The organism is Bradyrhizobium sp. 1 (assembly GCF_023073315.1).
Classification (GTDB): domain Bacteria; phylum Pseudomonadota; class Alphaproteobacteria; order Rhizobiales; family Xanthobacteraceae; genus Bradyrhizobium.
In genome coordinates this window covers 462,450-480,793 of the sequence record NZ_JADPJH010000033.1, presented here as the reverse complement: position 1 = coordinate 480,793, position 18,344 = coordinate 462,450, and the positions used below count along the sequence as shown (strand labels likewise).

The 18,344-nt window shown below is 61.9% G+C and carries 16 protein-coding genes; 15 read left to right on the top strand and 1 reads right to left on the bottom strand.

Going from position 1 to position 18,344, the window contains the following annotated elements; translation table 11 throughout:
• The 13 genes from IVB29_RS27270 to IVB29_RS27210 form a co-directional block, all read left to right on the top strand.
• Window positions 1-998, top strand: a 998-nt coding sequence (locus IVB29_RS27270; protein ID WP_276576867.1) for a carboxyl transferase domain-containing protein, incomplete at its 5' end; no start/stop codon positions are given.
• Window positions 999-1,005: 7 nt separating this feature from the next.
• A complete protein-coding gene (locus IVB29_RS27265; RefSeq protein ID WP_247506497.1) occupies window positions 1,006-3,021 on the top strand; it encodes an acetyl/propionyl/methylcrotonyl-CoA carboxylase subunit alpha in 2,016 nt (671 codons plus the stop codon).
• Between the two features lie 76 nt (window positions 3,022-3,097).
• Entirely contained in the window at window positions 3,098-5,236 is a 2,139-nt protein-coding gene (gene scpA, locus IVB29_RS27260) for a methylmalonyl-CoA mutase (protein ID WP_247506496.1), read from the top strand.
• Window positions 5,237-5,477: 241 nt separating this feature from the next.
• Window positions 5,478-5,933 (top strand): aspartate 1-decarboxylase, encoded by a 456-nt coding sequence (gene panD, locus IVB29_RS27255; RefSeq protein WP_247506495.1) that lies wholly within the window; start codon window positions 5,478-5,480, stop codon window positions 5,931-5,933.
• 24 nt (window positions 5,934-5,957) lie between these two features.
• Window positions 5,958-6,839 carry a 3-methyl-2-oxobutanoate hydroxymethyltransferase gene (panB, locus tag IVB29_RS27250; protein ID WP_247506494.1) on the top strand — a complete coding sequence of 294 codons (882 nt, stop codon included), beginning with the start codon at window positions 5,958-5,960 and terminating at the stop codon, window positions 6,837-6,839.
• Window positions 6,840-6,841: 2 nt separating this feature from the next.
• Window positions 6,842-7,690, top strand: a complete 849-nt coding sequence (gene panC, locus IVB29_RS27245; RefSeq protein ID WP_247506493.1) for a pantoate--beta-alanine ligase — start codon at window positions 6,842-6,844, stop codon at window positions 7,688-7,690.
• Between the two features lie 24 nt (window positions 7,691-7,714).
• The gene (locus IVB29_RS27240; RefSeq protein WP_247506492.1) at window positions 7,715-8,485 is read left to right on the top strand and encodes an energy-coupling factor ABC transporter ATP-binding protein; all 771 of its coding nucleotides are present in this window, start codon (window positions 7,715-7,717) and stop codon (window positions 8,483-8,485) included.
• Window positions 8,482-9,099, top strand: coding sequence for an energy-coupling factor transporter transmembrane component T (locus tag IVB29_RS27235; RefSeq protein ID WP_247506491.1), 618 nt, complete (start codon window positions 8,482-8,484; stop codon window positions 9,097-9,099). The genes IVB29_RS27240 and IVB29_RS27235 overlap by 4 nt, the downstream gene beginning before the upstream one ends.
• 19 nt (window positions 9,100-9,118) lie before the next feature.
• Entirely contained in the window at window positions 9,119-9,673 is a 555-nt protein-coding gene (locus tag IVB29_RS27230; protein WP_247506490.1) for a biotin transporter BioY, read from the top strand.
• Complete coding sequence (locus IVB29_RS27225) at window positions 9,670-11,178, top strand: AMP-binding protein (RefSeq protein WP_247506489.1); 1,509 nt, start codon at window positions 9,670-9,672, stop codon at window positions 11,176-11,178. The genes IVB29_RS27230 and IVB29_RS27225 overlap by 4 nt, the downstream gene beginning before the upstream one ends.
• Window positions 11,175-12,302, top strand: coding sequence for a thiolase family protein (locus IVB29_RS27220; RefSeq protein ID WP_249806698.1), 1,128 nt, complete (start codon window positions 11,175-11,177; stop codon window positions 12,300-12,302). The genes IVB29_RS27225 and IVB29_RS27220 overlap by 4 nt, the downstream gene beginning before the upstream one ends.
• Before the next feature lie 250 nt (window positions 12,303-12,552).
• On the top strand, window positions 12,553-12,783 hold the full coding sequence (locus IVB29_RS27215; protein ID WP_247506487.1) for a 4-hydroxyphenylacetate 3-hydroxylase N-terminal domain-containing protein: 231 nt from the start codon (window positions 12,553-12,555) through the stop codon (window positions 12,781-12,783).
• A gap of 101 nt (window positions 12,784-12,884) precedes the next feature.
• Complete coding sequence (locus IVB29_RS27210) at window positions 12,885-13,499, top strand: 4-hydroxyphenylacetate 3-hydroxylase N-terminal domain-containing protein (protein WP_256466919.1); 615 nt, start codon at window positions 12,885-12,887, stop codon at window positions 13,497-13,499.
• Window positions 13,500-13,703: 204 nt separating this feature from the next.
• Here IVB29_RS27210 and IVB29_RS27205 read toward each other — a convergent pair whose 3' ends face one another.
• Window positions 13,704-14,657: an NADPH:quinone oxidoreductase family protein gene (locus IVB29_RS27205; RefSeq protein ID WP_247506486.1), complete on the bottom strand. Its 954-nt coding sequence runs from the start codon at window positions 14,655-14,657 to the stop codon at window positions 13,704-13,706.
• 1,165 nt (window positions 14,658-15,822) lie between these two features.
• Between IVB29_RS27205 and IVB29_RS27200 the strand changes: the two genes are divergently transcribed.
• Both IVB29_RS27200 and IVB29_RS27195 read left to right on the top strand, forming a co-directional pair.
• A complete protein-coding gene (locus IVB29_RS27200; protein ID WP_247506485.1) occupies window positions 15,823-16,977 on the top strand; it encodes an acyl-CoA dehydrogenase family protein in 1,155 nt (384 codons plus the stop codon).
• A gap of 76 nt (window positions 16,978-17,053) precedes the next feature.
• Complete coding sequence (locus IVB29_RS27195) at window positions 17,054-18,214, top strand: CaiB/BaiF CoA-transferase family protein (protein ID WP_247506484.1); 1,161 nt, start codon at window positions 17,054-17,056, stop codon at window positions 18,212-18,214.
• Window positions 18,215-18,344 lie beyond the last annotated feature (130 nt).

The following is an 18,344-nucleotide window of genomic DNA, read 5'->3' as shown; positions in this document are numbered from 1 at the left end:
ACTTCATCTTCATGGTGAAGAACACCAGCTACATGTTCGTCACCGGTCCCGACGTGGTGAAGACCGTCACCAACGAGGTCGTCACGGCGGAAGAACTCGGCGGCGCCTCGGTGCACGCCACGCGCTCCTCGATCGCCGACGGCGCCTTCGAGAACGACGTCGAGACGCTGCTACAGATGCGGCGCCTGATCGACTTCCTGCCGTCCAACAACACCGACGGCGTGCCGGAATGGCCGAGCTTCGACGACATCGGCCGCGTCGACATGTCGCTCGACACGCTGATCCCCGACAATCCGAACAAGCCCTACGACATGAAGGAGCTGATCCTCAAGGTCGTGGACGAGGGCGACTTCTTCGAGATCGCGGACGCCTTTGCCAAGAACATCGTCACCGGCTTCGGCCGCATCGCGGGCCGCACGGTGGGCTTCGTCGCCAACCAGCCGATGGTGCTGGCCGGCGTGCTCGACAGCGACGCTTCGCGCAAGGCGGCGCGCTTCGTGCGTTTCTGCGATGCCTTCAACATCCCGATCGTCACGTTCGTCGACGTGCCGGGCTTTCTGCCGGGCACCGCGCAGGAATATGGCGGCCTGATAAAGCACGGCGCAAAGCTGCTGTTCGCCTACTCGCAGTGCACCGTGCCGCTGGTCACCATCATCACCCGCAAGGCCTATGGCGGCGCCTTCGACGTCATGGCGTCGAAGGAAATCGGCGCCGACATGAACTACGCCTGGCCGACCGCCCAGATCGCGGTGATGGGCGCCAAGGGCGCGGTCGAGATCATCTTCCGCTCAGATATCGGCGATCCCGACAAGATTGCGGCGCGCACCAAGGAATACGAAGACCGATTCCTCTCCCCCTTCATCGCCGCCGAGCGCGGCTACATCGACGACGTCATCATGCCGCACTCGACGCGAAAACGGATCGCGCGGGCGCTTTCGATGCTGAAGGACAAGAAGGTCGAGATGCCACCTAAAAAGCACGACAATTTACCGTTGTGATCGAAGCATGTTCAAACGCATTCTGATCGCCAATCGCGGCGAAATCGCCTGTCGGGTCATCAAGACCGCTCGCCGCATGGGAGTTCAGACGGTCGCGGTCTATTCCGAGGCCGACCGCGACGCTCTCCATGTCGAGATGGCCGACGAGGCCGTGCTGATCGGCCCGCCGGCTGCGGCCGAGAGTTATCTGGTGATCGAGAAGATCGTGGAGGCCTGCCGCAAGACCGGCGCCGAGGCCGTGCATCCTGGTTACGGCTTCCTGTCCGAGCGCGAGGCGTTTCCGCGCGCGCTGGAGGCGGCCGGCATCGTCTTCATCGGCCCCAACCCGGGCGCGATCGCGGCGATGGGCGACAAGATCGAATCCAAAAGGGCTGCCGCGAAGGCAAAAGTCTCGACCGTGCCCGGCTATCTCGGCGTCATCGAGGACGCCACGCACGCGGTCAAGATCGCCGACGAGATCGGCTATCCCGTGATGATCAAGGCCTCCGCTGGCGGCGGCGGCAAGGGCATGCGCATCGCGCATTCGACCTCCGAGGTCGCCGAGGGGTTCAACCTCGCCAAGGCGGAGGCCAAGGCCTCGTTCGGCGACGACCGGGTCTTCATCGAGAAGTTCATCGTCGATCCCCGCCATATCGAGATCCAGCTGCTGGGCGACAAGCACGGCAACGTGATCTATCTCGGCGAGCGCGAGTGCTCGATCCAGCGCCGCAACCAGAAGGTCATCGAGGAAGCGCCGTCGCCGCTGCTCGACGAGGCTACCCGCCGCAAGATGGGCGAGCAGGCGGTCGCGCTGGCCAAGGCCGTGAACTATGATTCCGCCGGCACCGTCGAGTTCGTCGCAGGCCAGGACAAGAGCTTCTACTTCCTGGAGATGAACACGCGCCTCCAGGTCGAGCATCCCGTCACCGAGCTCGTCACCGGCGTCGACCTCGTCGAGCAGATGATCCGGGTTGCCGCCGGCGAGAAGCTGGCGCTGGCGCAAAAGGACGTCACGCTGACGGGGTGGGCCGTGGAATCCCGCCTCTATGCCGAAGACCCGTTCCGCAGCTTCCTGCCCTCGATCGGGCGCCTGGTGAAATACCGTCCGCCGGCGGAAGCGAGCCAGGACGGCATCACCGTGCGCAACGACACCGGCGTGCAGGAGGGCGGCGAGATTTCGATCCATTACGATCCGATGATCGCCAAGCTCGTCACCCACGCGCCGTCGCGCGCCGCCGCGATCGAGGCGCAGGCCACTGCGCTCGACTCGTTCTACGTGGACGGTATCCGCCACAACATCCCGTTCCTGTCGGCGCTGATGCATCATCCGCGCTGGCGCGAAGGCCGGCTCTCCACCGGCTTCATCGCCGAGGAATTTCCGAAGGGCTTTGCCGTCCGCGTGCCGGAAGGCGAGGTCGCACGACGGCTCGCCGCAGTCGGCGCCGCCATCGATCACGTGCTCGGCGAACGCAAGCGGCAGATCTCGGGTCAGATGGGCGGCCGCATCGTGCAGCGCGAGCGGCGCCGCGCGGTCTGGCTCGACCGCCAGGAGATCCTGCTGGAGATCGCGCGCGAGGGCGGGGCGGTCGCGGTGCGTTTTGTCGATGCCGACGGCAAGGCGGGCAATGCGCATCTGTTGCAGTCGGCATGGAAGCCGGGCGATCCGGTCTGGCAGGGAACCATCGACGGCCACGTCGTCGCAGTGCAGGCCCGCCCGATCGCCAACGGCATCCGTCTCGCGCATCAGGGCGTCGAGGTGCCGGTCTATGTCTGGACCGAAGCGGAAGCCGCCTCGGCAAAGCTGATGCCGGTCACGACGGCCTCCGACACCGGCAAGAAGCTGCTTTGTCCGATGCCCGGGCTCATCGTCTCGATCGCGGTGACCGAAGGGCAGGAGGTCAAGGCCGGCGAGACGCTTGTCGTGGTCGAGGCCATGAAGATGCAGAACGTGCTCCGCGCCGAGCAGGACGGCACGGTGAAGAAGGTCCACGCGAGTGCAGGTGCCACGCTTGCGGTGGATGCGCAGATTCTGGACTTTGCATGAGTCACGCCAGCGACGGCAGCCTAACCGCCAAGGATCGAGGATGGGGCTGTCAGGCAGCGCCTAGATGAGGACGACGATGATCGTGTTCCCTGACGAGTGGAAGAAGATTGCAGAGAAGGAGTTGAAGGGCGATCCAAATGGGCTAGTACGAAAAACGCCAGAGAACATTGCGCTCAAACCTCTCTACACGGCTTCGGACCTGGATGGCATTGGGCACCTGGATTCGTTGCCAGGAATGTGGCCGTACGTCCGGGGGCCGCGCGCCACGATGTATGCCGGCAGGGCGTGGACAATTAGGCAGTATGCCGGGTTCTCAACCGCAGAGGCGTCGAATGCCTTTTATCGCGCAGCACTGGCATCCGGACAAAAGGGCTTATCGGTCGCGTTCGATCTGGCTACCCACCGCGGTTACGACTCGGATCATCCGCGCGTCATAGGGGACGTCGGCAAAGCTGGCGTCGCCGTCGATTCAGTCGAAGACATGAAAATCCTCTTCAATGGGATTCCGCTCGGGGAAACATCCGTCTCGATGACCATGAACGGCGCAGTAATTCCCATAATGGCAACCTTCATCGTCGCTGGCGAAGAGCAAGGCGTTCCTCGGGAATTGCTGTCCGGCACGATCCAGAATGACATCCTCAAGGAGTTCATGGTTCGAAACACCTACATCTATCCACCGCAGCCGTCGATGCGTATCATCGCCGACATAATTGCGTATACGGCACAGCATATGCCCCGGTTCAATTCGATATCGATCTCCGGCTATCACATGCAGGAGGCTGGAGCGACACTCGTGCAGGAGCTTGCTTTTACGCTAGCTGATGGACGTGAATACGTCCGATCGGCGCTTGCCAAGGGGCTCAATGTCGACGATTTTGCCGGACGGCTTTCGTTCTTTTTTGCGATCGGAATGAACTTCTTCATGGAAGCCGCGAAGCTGAGGGCGGCGCGGCTCATTTGGTCGCGTGTGATGGCAGAATTCAAACCCAAGAAGCCGTCATCATTGATACTTCGCACGCACTGTCAGACGTCCGGGGTGTCTCTTCAGGAGCAAGATCCGTATAACAACATCGTGCGGACCGCTTACGAGGCATTGGCCGCTGTGCTGGGTGGGACACAGTCCTTACATACGAACTCGTTCGATGAGGCGATTGCGTTGCCAACCGAATTCTCGGCGCGGGTCGCTCGCAATACCCAATTGATACTTCAGCATGAGACCGGAGTGACCGACGTCGTCGATCCTCTTGCAGGATCCTACTACATCGAGCGCCTGACAGACGATCTAGCCAGTGAGGCCTGGCAGCTCATGGAGGAGGTCGAAAGAATGGGGGGGATGGCTCGCGCGATCGTGACCGGTTGGCCCAAACGGCTGATCGAAGAATCGGCGACGCGTAAACAGGCCGCCATCGATCGCGGAGATCAGGTGATCGTCGGAGTAAATCGCTATCGGCTCGAACAGGAAGAACCGATCGAAATCCTGGAGATCGACAATTCCTCTGTTCGTGCGTCACAGATCCGACGTCTGACGGAAGTCAGGGATAGCCGAAATTCGAAAAAGGTCGAGGCAGCGTTGGCCGCGCTGACGCGTGTGGCCCAAACGGGCGAGGGCAACTTGCTAGAGGTGGCGACGGAAGCCGCCAGATTTCGCGCCACGATCGGTGAGATGTCCGACGCATTGCGAAAGGCTTTCGGCAACCACGAGGCGGTCCCGGTCGTTGTCTCCAACGTGTACGGCTCTGCCTATGGCGACGACCCCGAGTTCACCAATCTGGTGTCTCGGGTCCGCGAAGTCTCCCTGGCGATGGGAGTGCAGCCTAAGATCATGATCGCAAAGCTTGGCCAGGACGGGCATGATCGAGGCGCAAAGGTTATTGCGTCCGCGTTCGGAGATGTCGGTTTCGATGTGATTGCCGGCCCGTTGTTCCAGACGCCGGCAGAAGCGGCCGCGATGGCAGTTCGCGCTGGCGTGCATGTGCTGGGCATTTCGTCGCTAGCCGCCGGCCACAAAACGCTCATTCCGCAGGTCGTGAAGGAGCTGAAAGCCGGCGGAAGGCGCATCATCGTCGTTTGCGGCGGAGTTGTCCCCCGCCAGGATTACGATGAGCTATTCCGTGCCGGCGTGGCTGCCATATTTGGACCGGGCACGAATGTACTCGAGGCAGCCCGAGCGGTTCTCGATCTTATTGAGGGCAGGCGAAGGAACCGCCCAGATTGAACGTGCGCGCGACCATGATTTTTGCAGGCGCCGCATCAGGCCGTCGCGAAAAAGAATCAGTCCGGATGAGAGCTGGAAGTTATGGCTCAATGATCGCGCGACCATTGGATGATTTGAAGTGCTGATCCGCGGTTTTGAAGTCGCATCTTTCTTTTACCTGCTGGCCGTTGACATTTTTCTACTGCCGTCTTTAGGAAATCCATGGCTCCGCCATGGGCGCTAACATCAATGGACTGTTCAGATGAGAAAAGTGCTCGCGGCCAAACTTCATGGCATCCGTGTCACGGAAGCCAATCTTCACTACCACGGCTCGATTACTCTCGATCCGCATCACTGCCGCGAGGCAGGGATTTTTCCGATGGAGTTCGTGGAGATCTGGAACAAGAACTCCGGAGCGCGAATTTCGACTTACGTAATTCTCGGCGAGCCCGGCTCGCGTTGTTGTGTCCTCAACGGCGCTGCAGCGCGCACTTGCCAAGTCGGCGATCAGATCATCGTCTGTAGTGCGACCTACGTGGACGAAGCGCAAATTGTGCAGCTGAGACCAAAAATTCTTACGTTCGATCGCGACAATCACGTTTCCGATCGCATGACCTACTCAGTCACTCGCGATGGTGCCGAGCGCTATTGCTTTGAAATCCTTGGTGAGGAAGGCGAGGTGAAGCCTATACCTCTGCGAACCGCTGACTCGAACTAAGGCAGACCGACACAGGGAGCGAAGATGAGCCACACCCCGAAAGGCACGGTTGAGCGGGTCACGCTTCCAACGCTGCAGCTGTGGAAGGAGGAGAGGCGACGCCTCGTTATGACGACCGCCTATGATGCGGTCACCGCACGCATCGCGGATCCGATCGTGGATATGATCCTTGTCGGAGACAGCGTCGGCAACGTCTGCCTCGGATTCGACAATACGTTGCCGGTCAGCATCGCGATGATGAATCACCATCTCGAGGCGGTGGCACGTGTGAAACCTCGAGCTTTGCTCGTGGCCGATATGCCATTTCTGAGCTTTCATCTCAGTCGAGCGGACACGATACGCAATGCCGGAGGCTTCTTGCAGCGTGGCGCTGACGCCGTAAAGCTCGAGGGCGGATCCAAACGCGTCGAAATGATACGTGCCCTGGTCGAATGCGAGATTCCGGTAATGGGTCATCTCGGCCTGACCCCGCAGAGCGTCAATGCAATGGGTGGATTCAAAGTTCAGGGCCGCAAGGCCGAGGATGCCGTGCGCCTGCTCGACGACGCCCATCGCCTGCAGGAGGCCGGCTGCTTCGCTCTGGTCCTGGAAGGTATCCCGGCCGAGCTCGCTGCGCGAGCGACAGAAACGCTAACGATACCTACCATTGGGATTGGCGCAGGTCCCGGTTGTTCGGGGCAGGTGTTGGTGTTCCACGACGTGCTCGGCTTGATTGAAGGCCATGTGCCGAAGTTCGTTCGTACCTACGCAGACGGCTTTCGAGTGTTGCAGGAGGCGCTGTCACGCTGGGTTGCCGATGTCCGCGACGGTACATTCCCAGCACCACAAGAATCCTATCGGCTTCCCGAGGGCATCGGTGAGACGATTGCGAACTGGGTGCCTTCCAATCGAACCTGTGAAGGGTAACAATGCAGACGATCACGACAGTCGCCGAGCTTCGCTGCGCTCTTACAGAGCATCGCAGAGCTGACAAACGCATCGGATTTGTACCGACAATGGGCTATCTGCACGACGGCCACTTGGCGCTGATTGAGGCCAGCCGGGCGCAATGCGACGTCACCGTGGTTAGCATCTTCGTCAATCCCACTCAGTTCGGGCCAAACGAGGATCTCAGCACGTATCCGCGCGACTTCCAGCGCGATGAAAAACTGTGCCGCGATGCTGGCGTTGCGATCGTCTTCGCGCCGGCGTCACAAGAGATCTATCCTGATCGATTCGAGACCTTCGTCGAGCCGGGCGAGCTCGCGAAGCCGCTCTGTGGAGCTTTCAGGCCGGGACATTTTCGAGGGGTCGCGACGGTTGTATGCAAGCTGTTCAATATGGTGCAGCCGGACGTCGCGTTCTTCGGACAGAAGGATTTTCAGCAGTGTGCGGTCGTGCGTCGAATGGCCATCGATCTCAATCTTCTGATCAAGATCGTGATCGTACCGACGGTTCGCGAGGCGGGCCGTCTCGCAATGAGCAGCCGTAACCGGTATCTCAACGGGGAGGACCAACGGAGGGCCCTCGCCATCAGTCGTGGACTATTCGCCGCCGCCGAGGAGTTCGCCTTGGGTGAGCGGAACGTGGACAAGCTGATTGCAATCGCTAAGAGGCATTTGGAAACGGTCGATCAGCTGCAGTACCTTGAGCTGGTCGATTGCGACACACTCAAGCCGGCAGTAAGCCCGCTGCACCGCGCGGCGGCACTGTGTGTTGGGGCCTATGTCGGCGCGACGAGGCTCATCGACAACGTGATACTTCAGCCAACTCCGTAGCGCGGCGGAGGCGAAGGAGAGGTCTTGAGTGCAACTGTCCGAGGCGAAGCACCTCGCGAAAGCCGCCACGGCTCTCGTGGGGTGGCTGAAGGGATCGTCTTCGACGAAGTGCAGTTCCGGCGTGCGGACCGTCAGGTTCTTGCGGTTTCTGGGCTTTGCCTCGCTGAGCGCCGGATCGGCCTGATCGGTGACAATGGTTCCGGCAAAAGCACGATGTTGCGGCTGATGAACGGGTTGCTCCTGCCAACGCGAGGGCGCGTCGAGGTGGCGGGACTTGATACCGTACGGCATCGCAAACGCCTTCCGGCAAAGGTCGGCTTTCTGTTTCAGAATCCCGACCACCAGCTCATTTTCCCGACTGTTGGCGAGGAGGTCGCTTTTGGCCTGACGGAGCGCGGCATACCGGCGCCGCAGGCACGCCAGCAGGCGATGGCGCTGCTGGACCGTTACGGCTGCGCCCAATGGGCAGACTGCAACGTCAACGAGCTGTCCGGCGGCCAGAAGCAGCTTGTCTGCATCCTGGCGCTACTCGCAACAGAGCCGTCGATCCTGTTGATGGATGAGCCTTTCGCCAGTCTCGACTTGCCGACGCGATTGCGGTTGTATCGCAGGATCAGGGCGCTTCCGCAGCTGATCGTGATGGCGTCTCATGACTTCGAGCTGCTCACGGAGTTCGATCGCATAATTTGGCTGGATGCGGGCCACATTCGCCTTGATGGCCGGCCTGCCGAAGTGCTGCCTGCCTACCGCGCTCAGGCAACAATCGTCGGGGCGGGGGACGCCCTAACGTCATGATGAGCGACGCCTTCACGCCACAGACCTGGCTGCACCGCGTACCAGCCGGCGTCAAGCTTGCGGGTCTTGCCCTCCTCAGTGTGCTCTTGCTACCGGTCGGCGACTGCCGAATTCTGGTGGGGGCCCTGGCCGTGATTGCCATGGTTTATGCTGGCTTCGGCCACGTCGGCATGGCACGCGTGAAGTTGCTGCGGCCCTTGCTGCCGCTACTTGTGGTAATCGGCGGTGTGCAGGCCGCGTCGGGTGGTTGGAATGCCGGTGTCGTCGTCACCATGCGCCTACTGGCGATGCTTCTGCTGGCTGATCTCGTCAGCATGACCACCACGATGAGCGCTCTGATGGAAGCGCTGGCGCCGATGCTCCGCTTGCTGCGCCCGCTTGGGGTCAATCCGCGCAAGATGGCGCTCGCAGTCGCTCTCGTCCTGCGTTTCGTACCCGTCCTGATGACGCGGTGGCGCGCGCGCGAGGAGGCCTGGAAGGTACGCACGCACCGGCGTATTCCGCCGAGACTAGTGGCCGCCTTTCTCGCCGACATTCTGCAACTTGCCGACCGCGTCGCCGAAGCGCTCGACGCGCGCGGTTTCGACCCGTCCGGCGCCGATCGTCACTCATAACCCTTCTAGGAGACAGCCCGTGGACTCCCGCGCCATCGTTCGAATCGCCCTGCTTGCCGCCGTCATCGCAGCTCTTGGCATGGTGCCCAGCATCGTCTTACCGATCGCCATGGGTGTGCCGGTAACCGCCCAGACGCTCGGCGTCATGCTGGCCGGAATTGTCCTCGGCCCCCGCCATGGTGCGCTTGCGGTCCTGCTATTTCTGTTTGTGGTGCTGCTCGGAGCGCCGCTGCTGTCGGGCGGACGCGGTGGGCTCGGCGTGCTTTTCGGGCCGTCGGTCGGTTTCCTTCTGGGCTTTACGCCCGCGGCCTTTGCGTCGGGTCTCGTGATGGCGCGGCTGAAGACCCTGCCGGTATTCGCGGCGGCGCTCGGTGCCGCGATCACGGGCGGCATCGTGGTGGAGTATGCCTGCGGCATTCTTGGCCTGATGGCGATGGCAAGGATGAGCTTGCCGCAAGCCTTGGCTGCAATCGCGGTGTTCGTGCCGGGCGATCTTTTGAAGGCGTTGGCCACCGCATTTGTGGCGGAGGCGTCGCACCGGAATTATCCGGCTGCAATCGTCAGCCGTTCATGACCAGCGCCTCCACCATCGCTGCGACGTTGCCGCGGCATGCCCGCGAAACGCCCGACCGACCGGCCGTCGTTTGCGACAACCATGCAGTGAGCTGGAAAGATCTCGATCAGGCCGTAAATCGCCTGGCCGCACATTTGGCGAAGGCGGTGCCGGTAGGGCGCGGCGTCGCCTTGCATCTGCCCAACGGGCCGGCACTGGTACTATTGTTTCTCGCAGCCTGTCGCGCGGGGCGGGAAGCACAGATTCTCGATCCGTCCTGGCCGACGGAGACGGCGCGGCTCGCAATCGCAGCGCTGGCGCCGGGGATCGTCGTGAGTGACGATGCAACATCGGCCAGTGGGACGGCGGCACTGGCCGTTGTCGATCCTCATGGCCCATTCGAGTCCGTGGCGGATGCCATTGGCGCCAGTCCGTCGTCGGCGGCGATAGCCGAGCCCGATCCGCTGACGCCGTTCTATGTCGGCTTCACCTCGGGATCCACCGGCACGCCAAAAGGATATCGTCGCCACCATCGATCGTGGATCGAGAGTTTTCGGGCGGGGGATTGCGAGTTCGACATCGGGGCGGGCGACGTCGTTCTCGCGCCTGGCGCGCTCACCCATTCGCTGTTTCTCTACAGCCTTGCGCACGGGCTGTATGTCGGGGCGACCGTGATTCTCTGTCGGCAGTTCCGGCCCAATCTCGTCAACCGTCTGATCGTATCGCACGGGGTGAGTGTGATCTATGGCGTGCCCACGCAACTTGAAATGATGATCGAGGCTGCCATGCGCGATGGCCTGGCGCCATTCGCATCCGTGCGGTGGATGTTGTCGTCCGGTGCAAAATGGCAAGGTCGCGCGCTTGCCGAAATGCGACAGCAGTTTCCGGCGGCGCGTTTCTCCGAGTTCTACGGCGCCTCCGAGTTGAGCTTCGTTACCGTGGCGAAGGACGACGAGGACGTCCCATCGGACTCCGTCGGGCGTCCGTTCCCGGCTGTCCGTCTCACCATCCGCGACCATTTAGGGCGATGCCTTCCTCCTGGAGCAACCGGTCGCGTATTCGTCGCCAGTCCATTCCTCTTCATGGAGTATGCCTGCGGAAGCGAAACGCTGCTGCCACGTCATGGCGATGCGGTATCGGTCGGCGACATCGGCATGCTCGACAAGCGCGGCTTCCTGCGACTCGCCGGCCGTGCCAGCCGCATGATCATCACAGCTGGTAAGAATGTTCACCCGGAGGAGATCGAGCGTGTGCTCGAGGGACATCCTGCCGTGGTCGCGGCAGGGGTTCTGGGTGTCACCGACGAACGTCGGGGCGAGCGGCTGGTGGCGCTGCTTAGGCTCGGTCCGGATGCGGGCATAGTGTCTTCCGATCTGATCAGCCATGCCCGCGTGAGCTTGCCGCTCTACAAGATTCCGCGCCGCTTTGCCGTGCCACCGCACTGGCCGGTGACCTCGTCAGGCAAGACCGATTTCCACGCATTGCGCCAGGTCTGGGTATCCGGCGCCTGCGAGTTGCTGCAATGAGGTCCGCATATCTCGTCGCCGCACGCCGCACAGCGGTCGCTCCTCGGGGTGGCGCGTTCAAGGCGGTGGAGGTCGACGAACTTGGCGCGGCGCCCATTCGCGCCGTGCTGGCCGACACCGGCATTACGCCGGAGACGATCGATGACGTCATCTTTGGGAACGCACTCTATGGCGGCGGAAACCCGGCGCGGCTCGCTGCGCTGCGGGCGGGTCTGCCCGATCACATTCCGGCGCTGACGATCGACAGCCAGTGCTGCAGTGGTCTCGACGCGATTTTGCTCGCTGCCGAGCGCATCGCGAGCGGAGGTGCGGATGCCATCATCGCCGGCGGTGTCGAAAGTTTCAGTCGTGCGCCATTGCGCGCGCGTCGGCCTCGTCACGCCGACGACGTGCCGCAACCCTATGATCGCCCTCCGTTCGCGCCATGGCCGGAGCGCGACCCGGACATGATCGCTGCCGCGGCGACGCTCGCCGAAAGGTTTGGCATCTCGCGTGAACGGCAGGATGAATTTGCGATCGGAAGCCATCGCAAAGCATTGCAAAATCCGCCCGGCGCGCCGGAGCTCGTGCCGCTCGCCCACCTATCGCACGATGCCTTTCCCCGCGTCCTGACGAGGGCGACCTGCGCACGCCTTGCGCCGCTCGCGGGTGAGGCTGCGTTTGGTGTCACGCGCGCGACTGTGGCTGTCGAAGCCGACGCAGCGGCAGCCTTGCTCGTGGTGTCCGAGACGATGGCGCGACGGCTTAAGGCGAGGCGGCCTTTACGGATAATGTCGGCGTGGCGTCGGGGCGGCGACCCGGCAATGCCCGGCACGGCGCCAGTTGCGCCCGCTGTGCGCCTCCTTGCCGCGGAACGGATCGCACCGGCGCGAATTGCAGTGGCCGAGGTCATGGAAGCCTTTGCCGCTCAGGCGATTGCCTGCGTGGACGGCATCGGGGTGCCGGAATCTTCGCTTAATCGTGGCGGCGGCGGACTCGCGCGAGGACATCCGATCGGTGCATCGGGTGCGATCCTGGCTGTACGCCTCTGGCACGAGATGCAGTCGGAACCAACTGGTGCGCTCGGGCTGGCGGCGATCGCGGCTGCGGGCGGGCTCGGCAGCGTCCTCATAGCGGCCGTTTGATCAACAGAACGCGACGGTACAGACAAGGAACCGGCGTTGTCGAGTTGTCTTGCGTTCTCTTTCTAAGAGCTCTTTCTAAAGGGCAGAGCAAGGTCAATCGCAGGGTGATCCGGACGACCGCTCAAAACAGCGTCTGTCCGTTGGTCAAGAAGAGCTGAGGCCACCACCGCAGTACGGCCCCGAGCCTACGCGATGTGGCACTGTGATTTGCGTCCGCCAAGAGGCGGGCGCGGCAACGGAGACATTCGAGATGGATCAGGAGATTGCTGCGGGCGGCAACGCTGCGCTTTCGGGATCCGATCCGATCCGGGCCGAATACATCGAGAGTCTGAGGGGCCGGAACCTGCGGGTCCATCTGATGGGCGAACTGGTCGCCGAGCCGGTTGAACGTCCGATCATCAGACCTTCCATCAACGCGGTCGCTGAAACCTACGATCTCGCGAACGCCAGTCCCCAGCTGTCGCCGCCACGTCGCCGCTGACCGGAGGAGCGCATCAATCGCTTCCTCCACATCGTGACGGGTCCGGCTGATCTGGTCATGCAGAACAAGATGCAGCGCCGCCTGGGGCAACTGACAGGCACCTGCTTCCAGCTTGCGTCGGCAGGGATGCGCTGAACGCGCTTCATTCGGCGACGTACGATCTGGATCGGAAGAACGGCACCGTCTACCAAGACCGCTTCAAGAGCTCTCTCGGCCGCATCCAGCGCGCGAACCTGGTGATCGGCGGTGCGATGACCGACGTGAAGGGCGATCGTGGCAGGTCTCCTTCACAGCAGGCGGATCCGGATCTCTTCGTTCGGGTCAGGCGCCGCTCCTCTGAGGGAGTTTATATCAGCGGCGAAGGCGTACCAGACCGGCTGTTTGAATTCTCATTGGCTGATCGTGATGCCGACCATGCGGCTGGAGGCCATCGACAAGGGCTACGCCATCGTCAGTGTCCTCCCGGTCGACGTCAAGGCATCACCTACATCTACGGCCGACAATCCTGCGATACCAGGAGCACCGAAGGCGAGATCGACGCGGGCAACGCACGGTTCGCAGGCCAGCAAGCAATGATCATATTCGAAGATGTGTTCATTCCCAGCGAACACGTCTTGATGGACGGGAGGTGGAGTTTGCATCCACTCTGGGCGAGCGCTTTACCTGCTACCACCGTCGCAGCTACGTGTACAAAACATGCGTCGGCGATGTTCTGATCGGCGCCGCCGCGACCATCGCCGACTAACAATGGCGTCGAGCGTGCCTCGCACGTGCGCGACACGCTCGTCGAAGTGACGCACCTCAATGAAATTATCTACGGAACGGGTATTGCCGCCAGCCACCAGGCATGACGATGCAATCGGGCGCCTGCATTCCCGACCGCAGTTTTGAGTCCGACGTCTCGATCCCAATCGGGTGAGTTACGATTGGGTAGTGGTGCTCCGATCGCTGACGTCGACAATGGTTTTCCCCATTCCCTTTCCGGACATGGCGAATTTCATCGCTTCAGAAAAATTTGCTAACGGGAAGCGACGGCCAACTGGCGGAATCAACAAGCGCTGTTCAGCCCATTCTAACAGCTGCGCCATATGCGTATCGGCCCGATCTCTTTCAAACAGAGAGAACTGGCGTACGTCGACGCCAACGAGAGAAGCCCCTTTCATGAGAGTTAAGTTCACGGGAAGCTTTGGGATTGGTCCGCCGGCAAAGCCCACCACCAAATGACGGCCTCGCCAAGCTTGCGAGCGAAAGGCTGTTTCAAATAGGGGGCCACATACCGGGTCGAAGATGACGTTCGGACCAACCCCATTACAAATAACCTTTAGCCGGTCACGCCATCCATCTGGATTGACATCAATCACATGGTGCGCGCCGTGCGTGGTTGCGAAGGCTCGTTTCTCTTCGGTAGAGGCCGCAGCTACTATCGTCGCGCCCAGCAGGGCGCCAATCTGCACGGCGGCTATACCAACCCCACCTGACGCTCCAAACACCAACAGACACTCGTCAGGCTCGATCGCCGCTCGATCTTTCAGGCCATGAAGCGCGGTGATGTAATTGGTACGAAAGCCGGCGGCTTCTCCGAACGTCATCGAGTCAGGAATTCGCCAACTGGACGCCTCCGGAGCGACGGCATACTCGGCCAGCCCTCCGCCAAACGCGGACGCCATCACGCGGTCCCCGACCTTAAGCCGTCGTACCTCTGCGCCGAGGCCCGTCACGACGCCGCTGATTTCGAGGCCCGGAGTGTAAGGCGTAGGAGGCTTCACTTGATAAGCGCCGAGTGCCACGAGAGCGTCGACATAGCCCATCCCGCACGCGTGAACCTCGATCAAAATTTCGTTCGCTCTCGGTGACGGAGCGGCCAACTCGATCAACCTATAATCGTCCGCTGAGTTTATAACGTCCGCTTGTATGACTTTCACTTTGGTTCCTTGGTAAATTCGAACTGGCTTCACATTGAGTGCCCTGGAATCGAATCTGATCCTTGCGCCTTCACGTGTCTATAGTCGCTTCAGGTGTCTACCTGTTTGACACCGGCGGATCCGTGCTGAGCGGAGCTGGTATTCCGCTTGGCCGTAACCCGCCAGCAGTCCCTTCAATCGCTTGATCAGCCTCCGGGCCGCGAGCGCCGACTGCCTGGGATTCCCGTCGTGACCGGATACGCCTCTAGGCAGGAGAAAATGAAGAGTCCGACCATCATGAATGTAAAGCGGTCCTCCAGGCTCTAGTTGATTCTTACGCGCGCCGCCTTGCCAGTGTCGCCGTCCAAGAAACTACGTACGAAAAAGACCTTAGCGAAGCTGCGCAAGGCAGCCCCAAGTCGAGCTGTCCGAAGAAAAAGAACATAGGCCGCCATTGTGGCACGAAGCAATTTGCCGCAGATGTGGTCATTCATACCCCTGCAGAGCGTTGCTTGTCGTGTCGTCATCAAGCTGACGATCCCCTGAGGAGTATCGGCCAGGAGGTCCTCCGGGCAGGCCTAGCAGATAGCAACGGTAACGCGCCGGCTCAACGCGCGCCGGCTCTTCTCGTATGAATTTGCTGCGGCCTTTTGCACATACTTTGGAGGCCAGGAGAAAGATCAGGATCAGTCCGGCTGGCATCTGATCGACTTGAGAAATCGGGATGCCGTATAGACGTCCCAGTCTGTTGACGCTTGGGTGCATTGAAACGCACCATGCGTATGCATCAACCATGGCTGCGGATTTGAATCCTGCACCATGGCGTGCGAGTGCACCGGGGCAGGACGGATGTTGCGAAAAAGCTCGCCGTTTCCTCAACGCGCCGCGCCGCTGTGTGATTGGACAGCGCTCCGGTGAGCGCCATCGGCAACGCCGAATACTTGTTCATGAACGTTCATTCTGTATCAGATTGCCGCTGGCGAGGGGAGCCGGATAACAGGACCGTGGCCCCGGGTCTGTTTGTGCATCTGGCCACCCCGCCGCAGCCCATCCGGGAAATTGGCCTATTGCAAATCCGACGCGTCGGTTTATTAATTGTCCATCGGCGCCGGACGCGCATCTCCGAGGAAGAGCCCACATGTTTGAATTTGCCGAACCCGCAATGGTGGACAAGGACTTGGTGCTCGTCAGATCCATGATCCGCAGATATGTCGAGGAGCGCATCGTCCCCGAGGCGGAAGGCTGGGAGCAGGCTGGCGAGATTCCCCGGCAGGTGTTCCGCGACCTCGGCGGGCTCGGTGTGCTCGGCATGCGCCACCCCGTCGAGTATGGCGGCGGCGGGCTCGGCGCGCTGTCGTCCGTGATCCTGGCGGAAGAGCTTTCACGCTCCTCGTTCGGCGGCGTGGCAAGCTCGTTGACCGTCCATTCGGACATGTCGGTCTCGCACATCGCCCATCGCGGCACCGAGTCGCAGAAGGCGCGCTATCTTCCCTCGGCCTGCGCCGGCGAGAAGGTGGGCGTGGTCTGCGTGACAGAGCCCAGTGCGGGATCCGACGTTGCGGGCCTCAAGACCCGCGCGACACGCACGGGCGCCGGCTGGGTGATCAACGGGTCGAAGACATTCGTCACCAACGGTGTGCTCGGCGACATCTACATCGTCGCCGCGCGGACCGATCCGGACGCCAGCGGAGCGCGCGGTCTCTCGCTCTTCATCGTCGAGCGCGGCACACCGGGCTTCTCGATCTCCGGAAAACTTCGCAAGCATGGTTGGCTGAGCTCGGACACCGCGGAGTTGTTCTTCCAAGATGCGCTGGTCCCGCATGATGCGCTGCTTGGGGAGGAGGGGCGCGGGTTCTACTACATCATGAGCACGTTCCAGAACGAGCGTCTCGTCATCGGTGGGCTGGTCTCCGGCGCGTGCTCCAAGGCGATCGAGGTAACCCTCGACTACCTGCGTCAGCGCAAGGCGTTTGGCAGGCCGCTGTGGGAACAGCCGGTAGTGCGAAACAAGCTGTCGTGGATGGCGGCGAAGGCGGCTGGTGTTCGCGCGCTGACCTATCAGTGCGCGCAGATGGTCGACGAAGGCCAGGACGTCGTCCGCGAGGTATCCATGCTGAAGGCACTCGCGGCGGAGACACTGCAGGAGGTGGTGCACACTTGCCTGCAGCTCCATGGCGGGATCGGCTACATGGTGGGGACCACGATCGAGCGGATGGTGAGGGATGCCCGCATCCTGACCATCGGCGGCGGCGCGACCGAGGTCATGCTTGAGGAAGTCGCCAAGCGTATGTGATGTCAGCGGTTCGTGTTGCGGAGGCGGCCTCATCGCTCGTTTTGGGGCACATCGCTGGTATGCTTCAGGAGGTAGTATGTCCGGTCCGTTATCAGGCTTGACCGTGGTGGAGCTCGCAGGAATTGGTCCGGGTCCGTTCGCATGCATGATGCTCGCGGACGCGGGCGCCCGCGTGATACGCGTCGACCGGCCGCCAGTTGGCCAGGCTGATGGCTTATTCCGGAACGATGGCTTCGTCGATCGCGGCCGTCGATCGCTGGCGCTGGATCTGAAGCAGCCTGCTGCCCTGCAGGCGGCACTTCGCCTCGTCGAGCGCGCCGACGTGCTCATCGAAGGCTTTCGCCCGGGAGTGACCGAACGAATGGGGCTTGGTCCGGAGGTTTGCCTCAGCCGCAATCCGCGCCTTGTCTATGGACGGATGACCGGGTGGGGACAGCATGGCCCGTACGCGAACATGGCGGGCCACGACATCAACTACGTGGGCCTGAGCGGCGCGCTGCACGCCATAGGGCCTTCAGATAGACCACCTCCGCCGCCGCTGAACCTCGTCGGCGACTACGGTGGTGGAGGAATGCTCCTCGCATTCGGTGTTTTGGCCGCCATTGTCGGGGTCACGACCACCGGGCGCGGACAAGTGGTCGACGCCGCGATGACCGACGGTGCGGCTCTATTGATGGCCCCTATCTACGGCATGGCGGCAAAGGGCTATTGGCGCGATCAACGCGGCACCAACTTCCTCGATGGCAGCGCGCATTTCTACGGCACTTACGAATGCGCCGATGGCAAGTTCGTCGCGGTCGGAGCCATCGAGCCGCAATTCTATCGCTGCCTGCTCGAGATTTGCGCTGTTGATGACCCTGCCTTCCAGGATCAGTGGCGCACGGACACATGGCCAAGCCTGCGCGACAAGCTCGCCGTCGTGTTTCTGTCAAAAACCCGCGCCGAATGGGTGGCACGGTTTGACGGAACGGACGCGTGCGTGACACCGGTTCTGTCGATGAACGAGGCTCCGCTCCATCCGCACAATGTCGCTCGCGCGACATTCGCGATGACAAGGACCGGAGCGCAGCCGGCGCCGGGGCCGCGATTCGAAAGTACCAAAGTCGAACCTCCCGCTCCAGCACCGGCTGCGGGGCGCGATACGCGCGCGATCCTGCGCGAGTTCGGTTACGACCACGACGCCATCGAGGATCTCTTCCGCAGCGGCGCCGCCTATCAACCTGAGGACGGAACCTGATCGCGCTCCGCATGCAAGCTTGAGCTTGCGAAGCTGCTTCTGATCCGGAGAAATCCAAAGCTATTGCGAGAGCACGAAAAGCTGGCGCACCTCCCGCGCAAGACAAAAGGATCTTCGCAGTGTTGACATA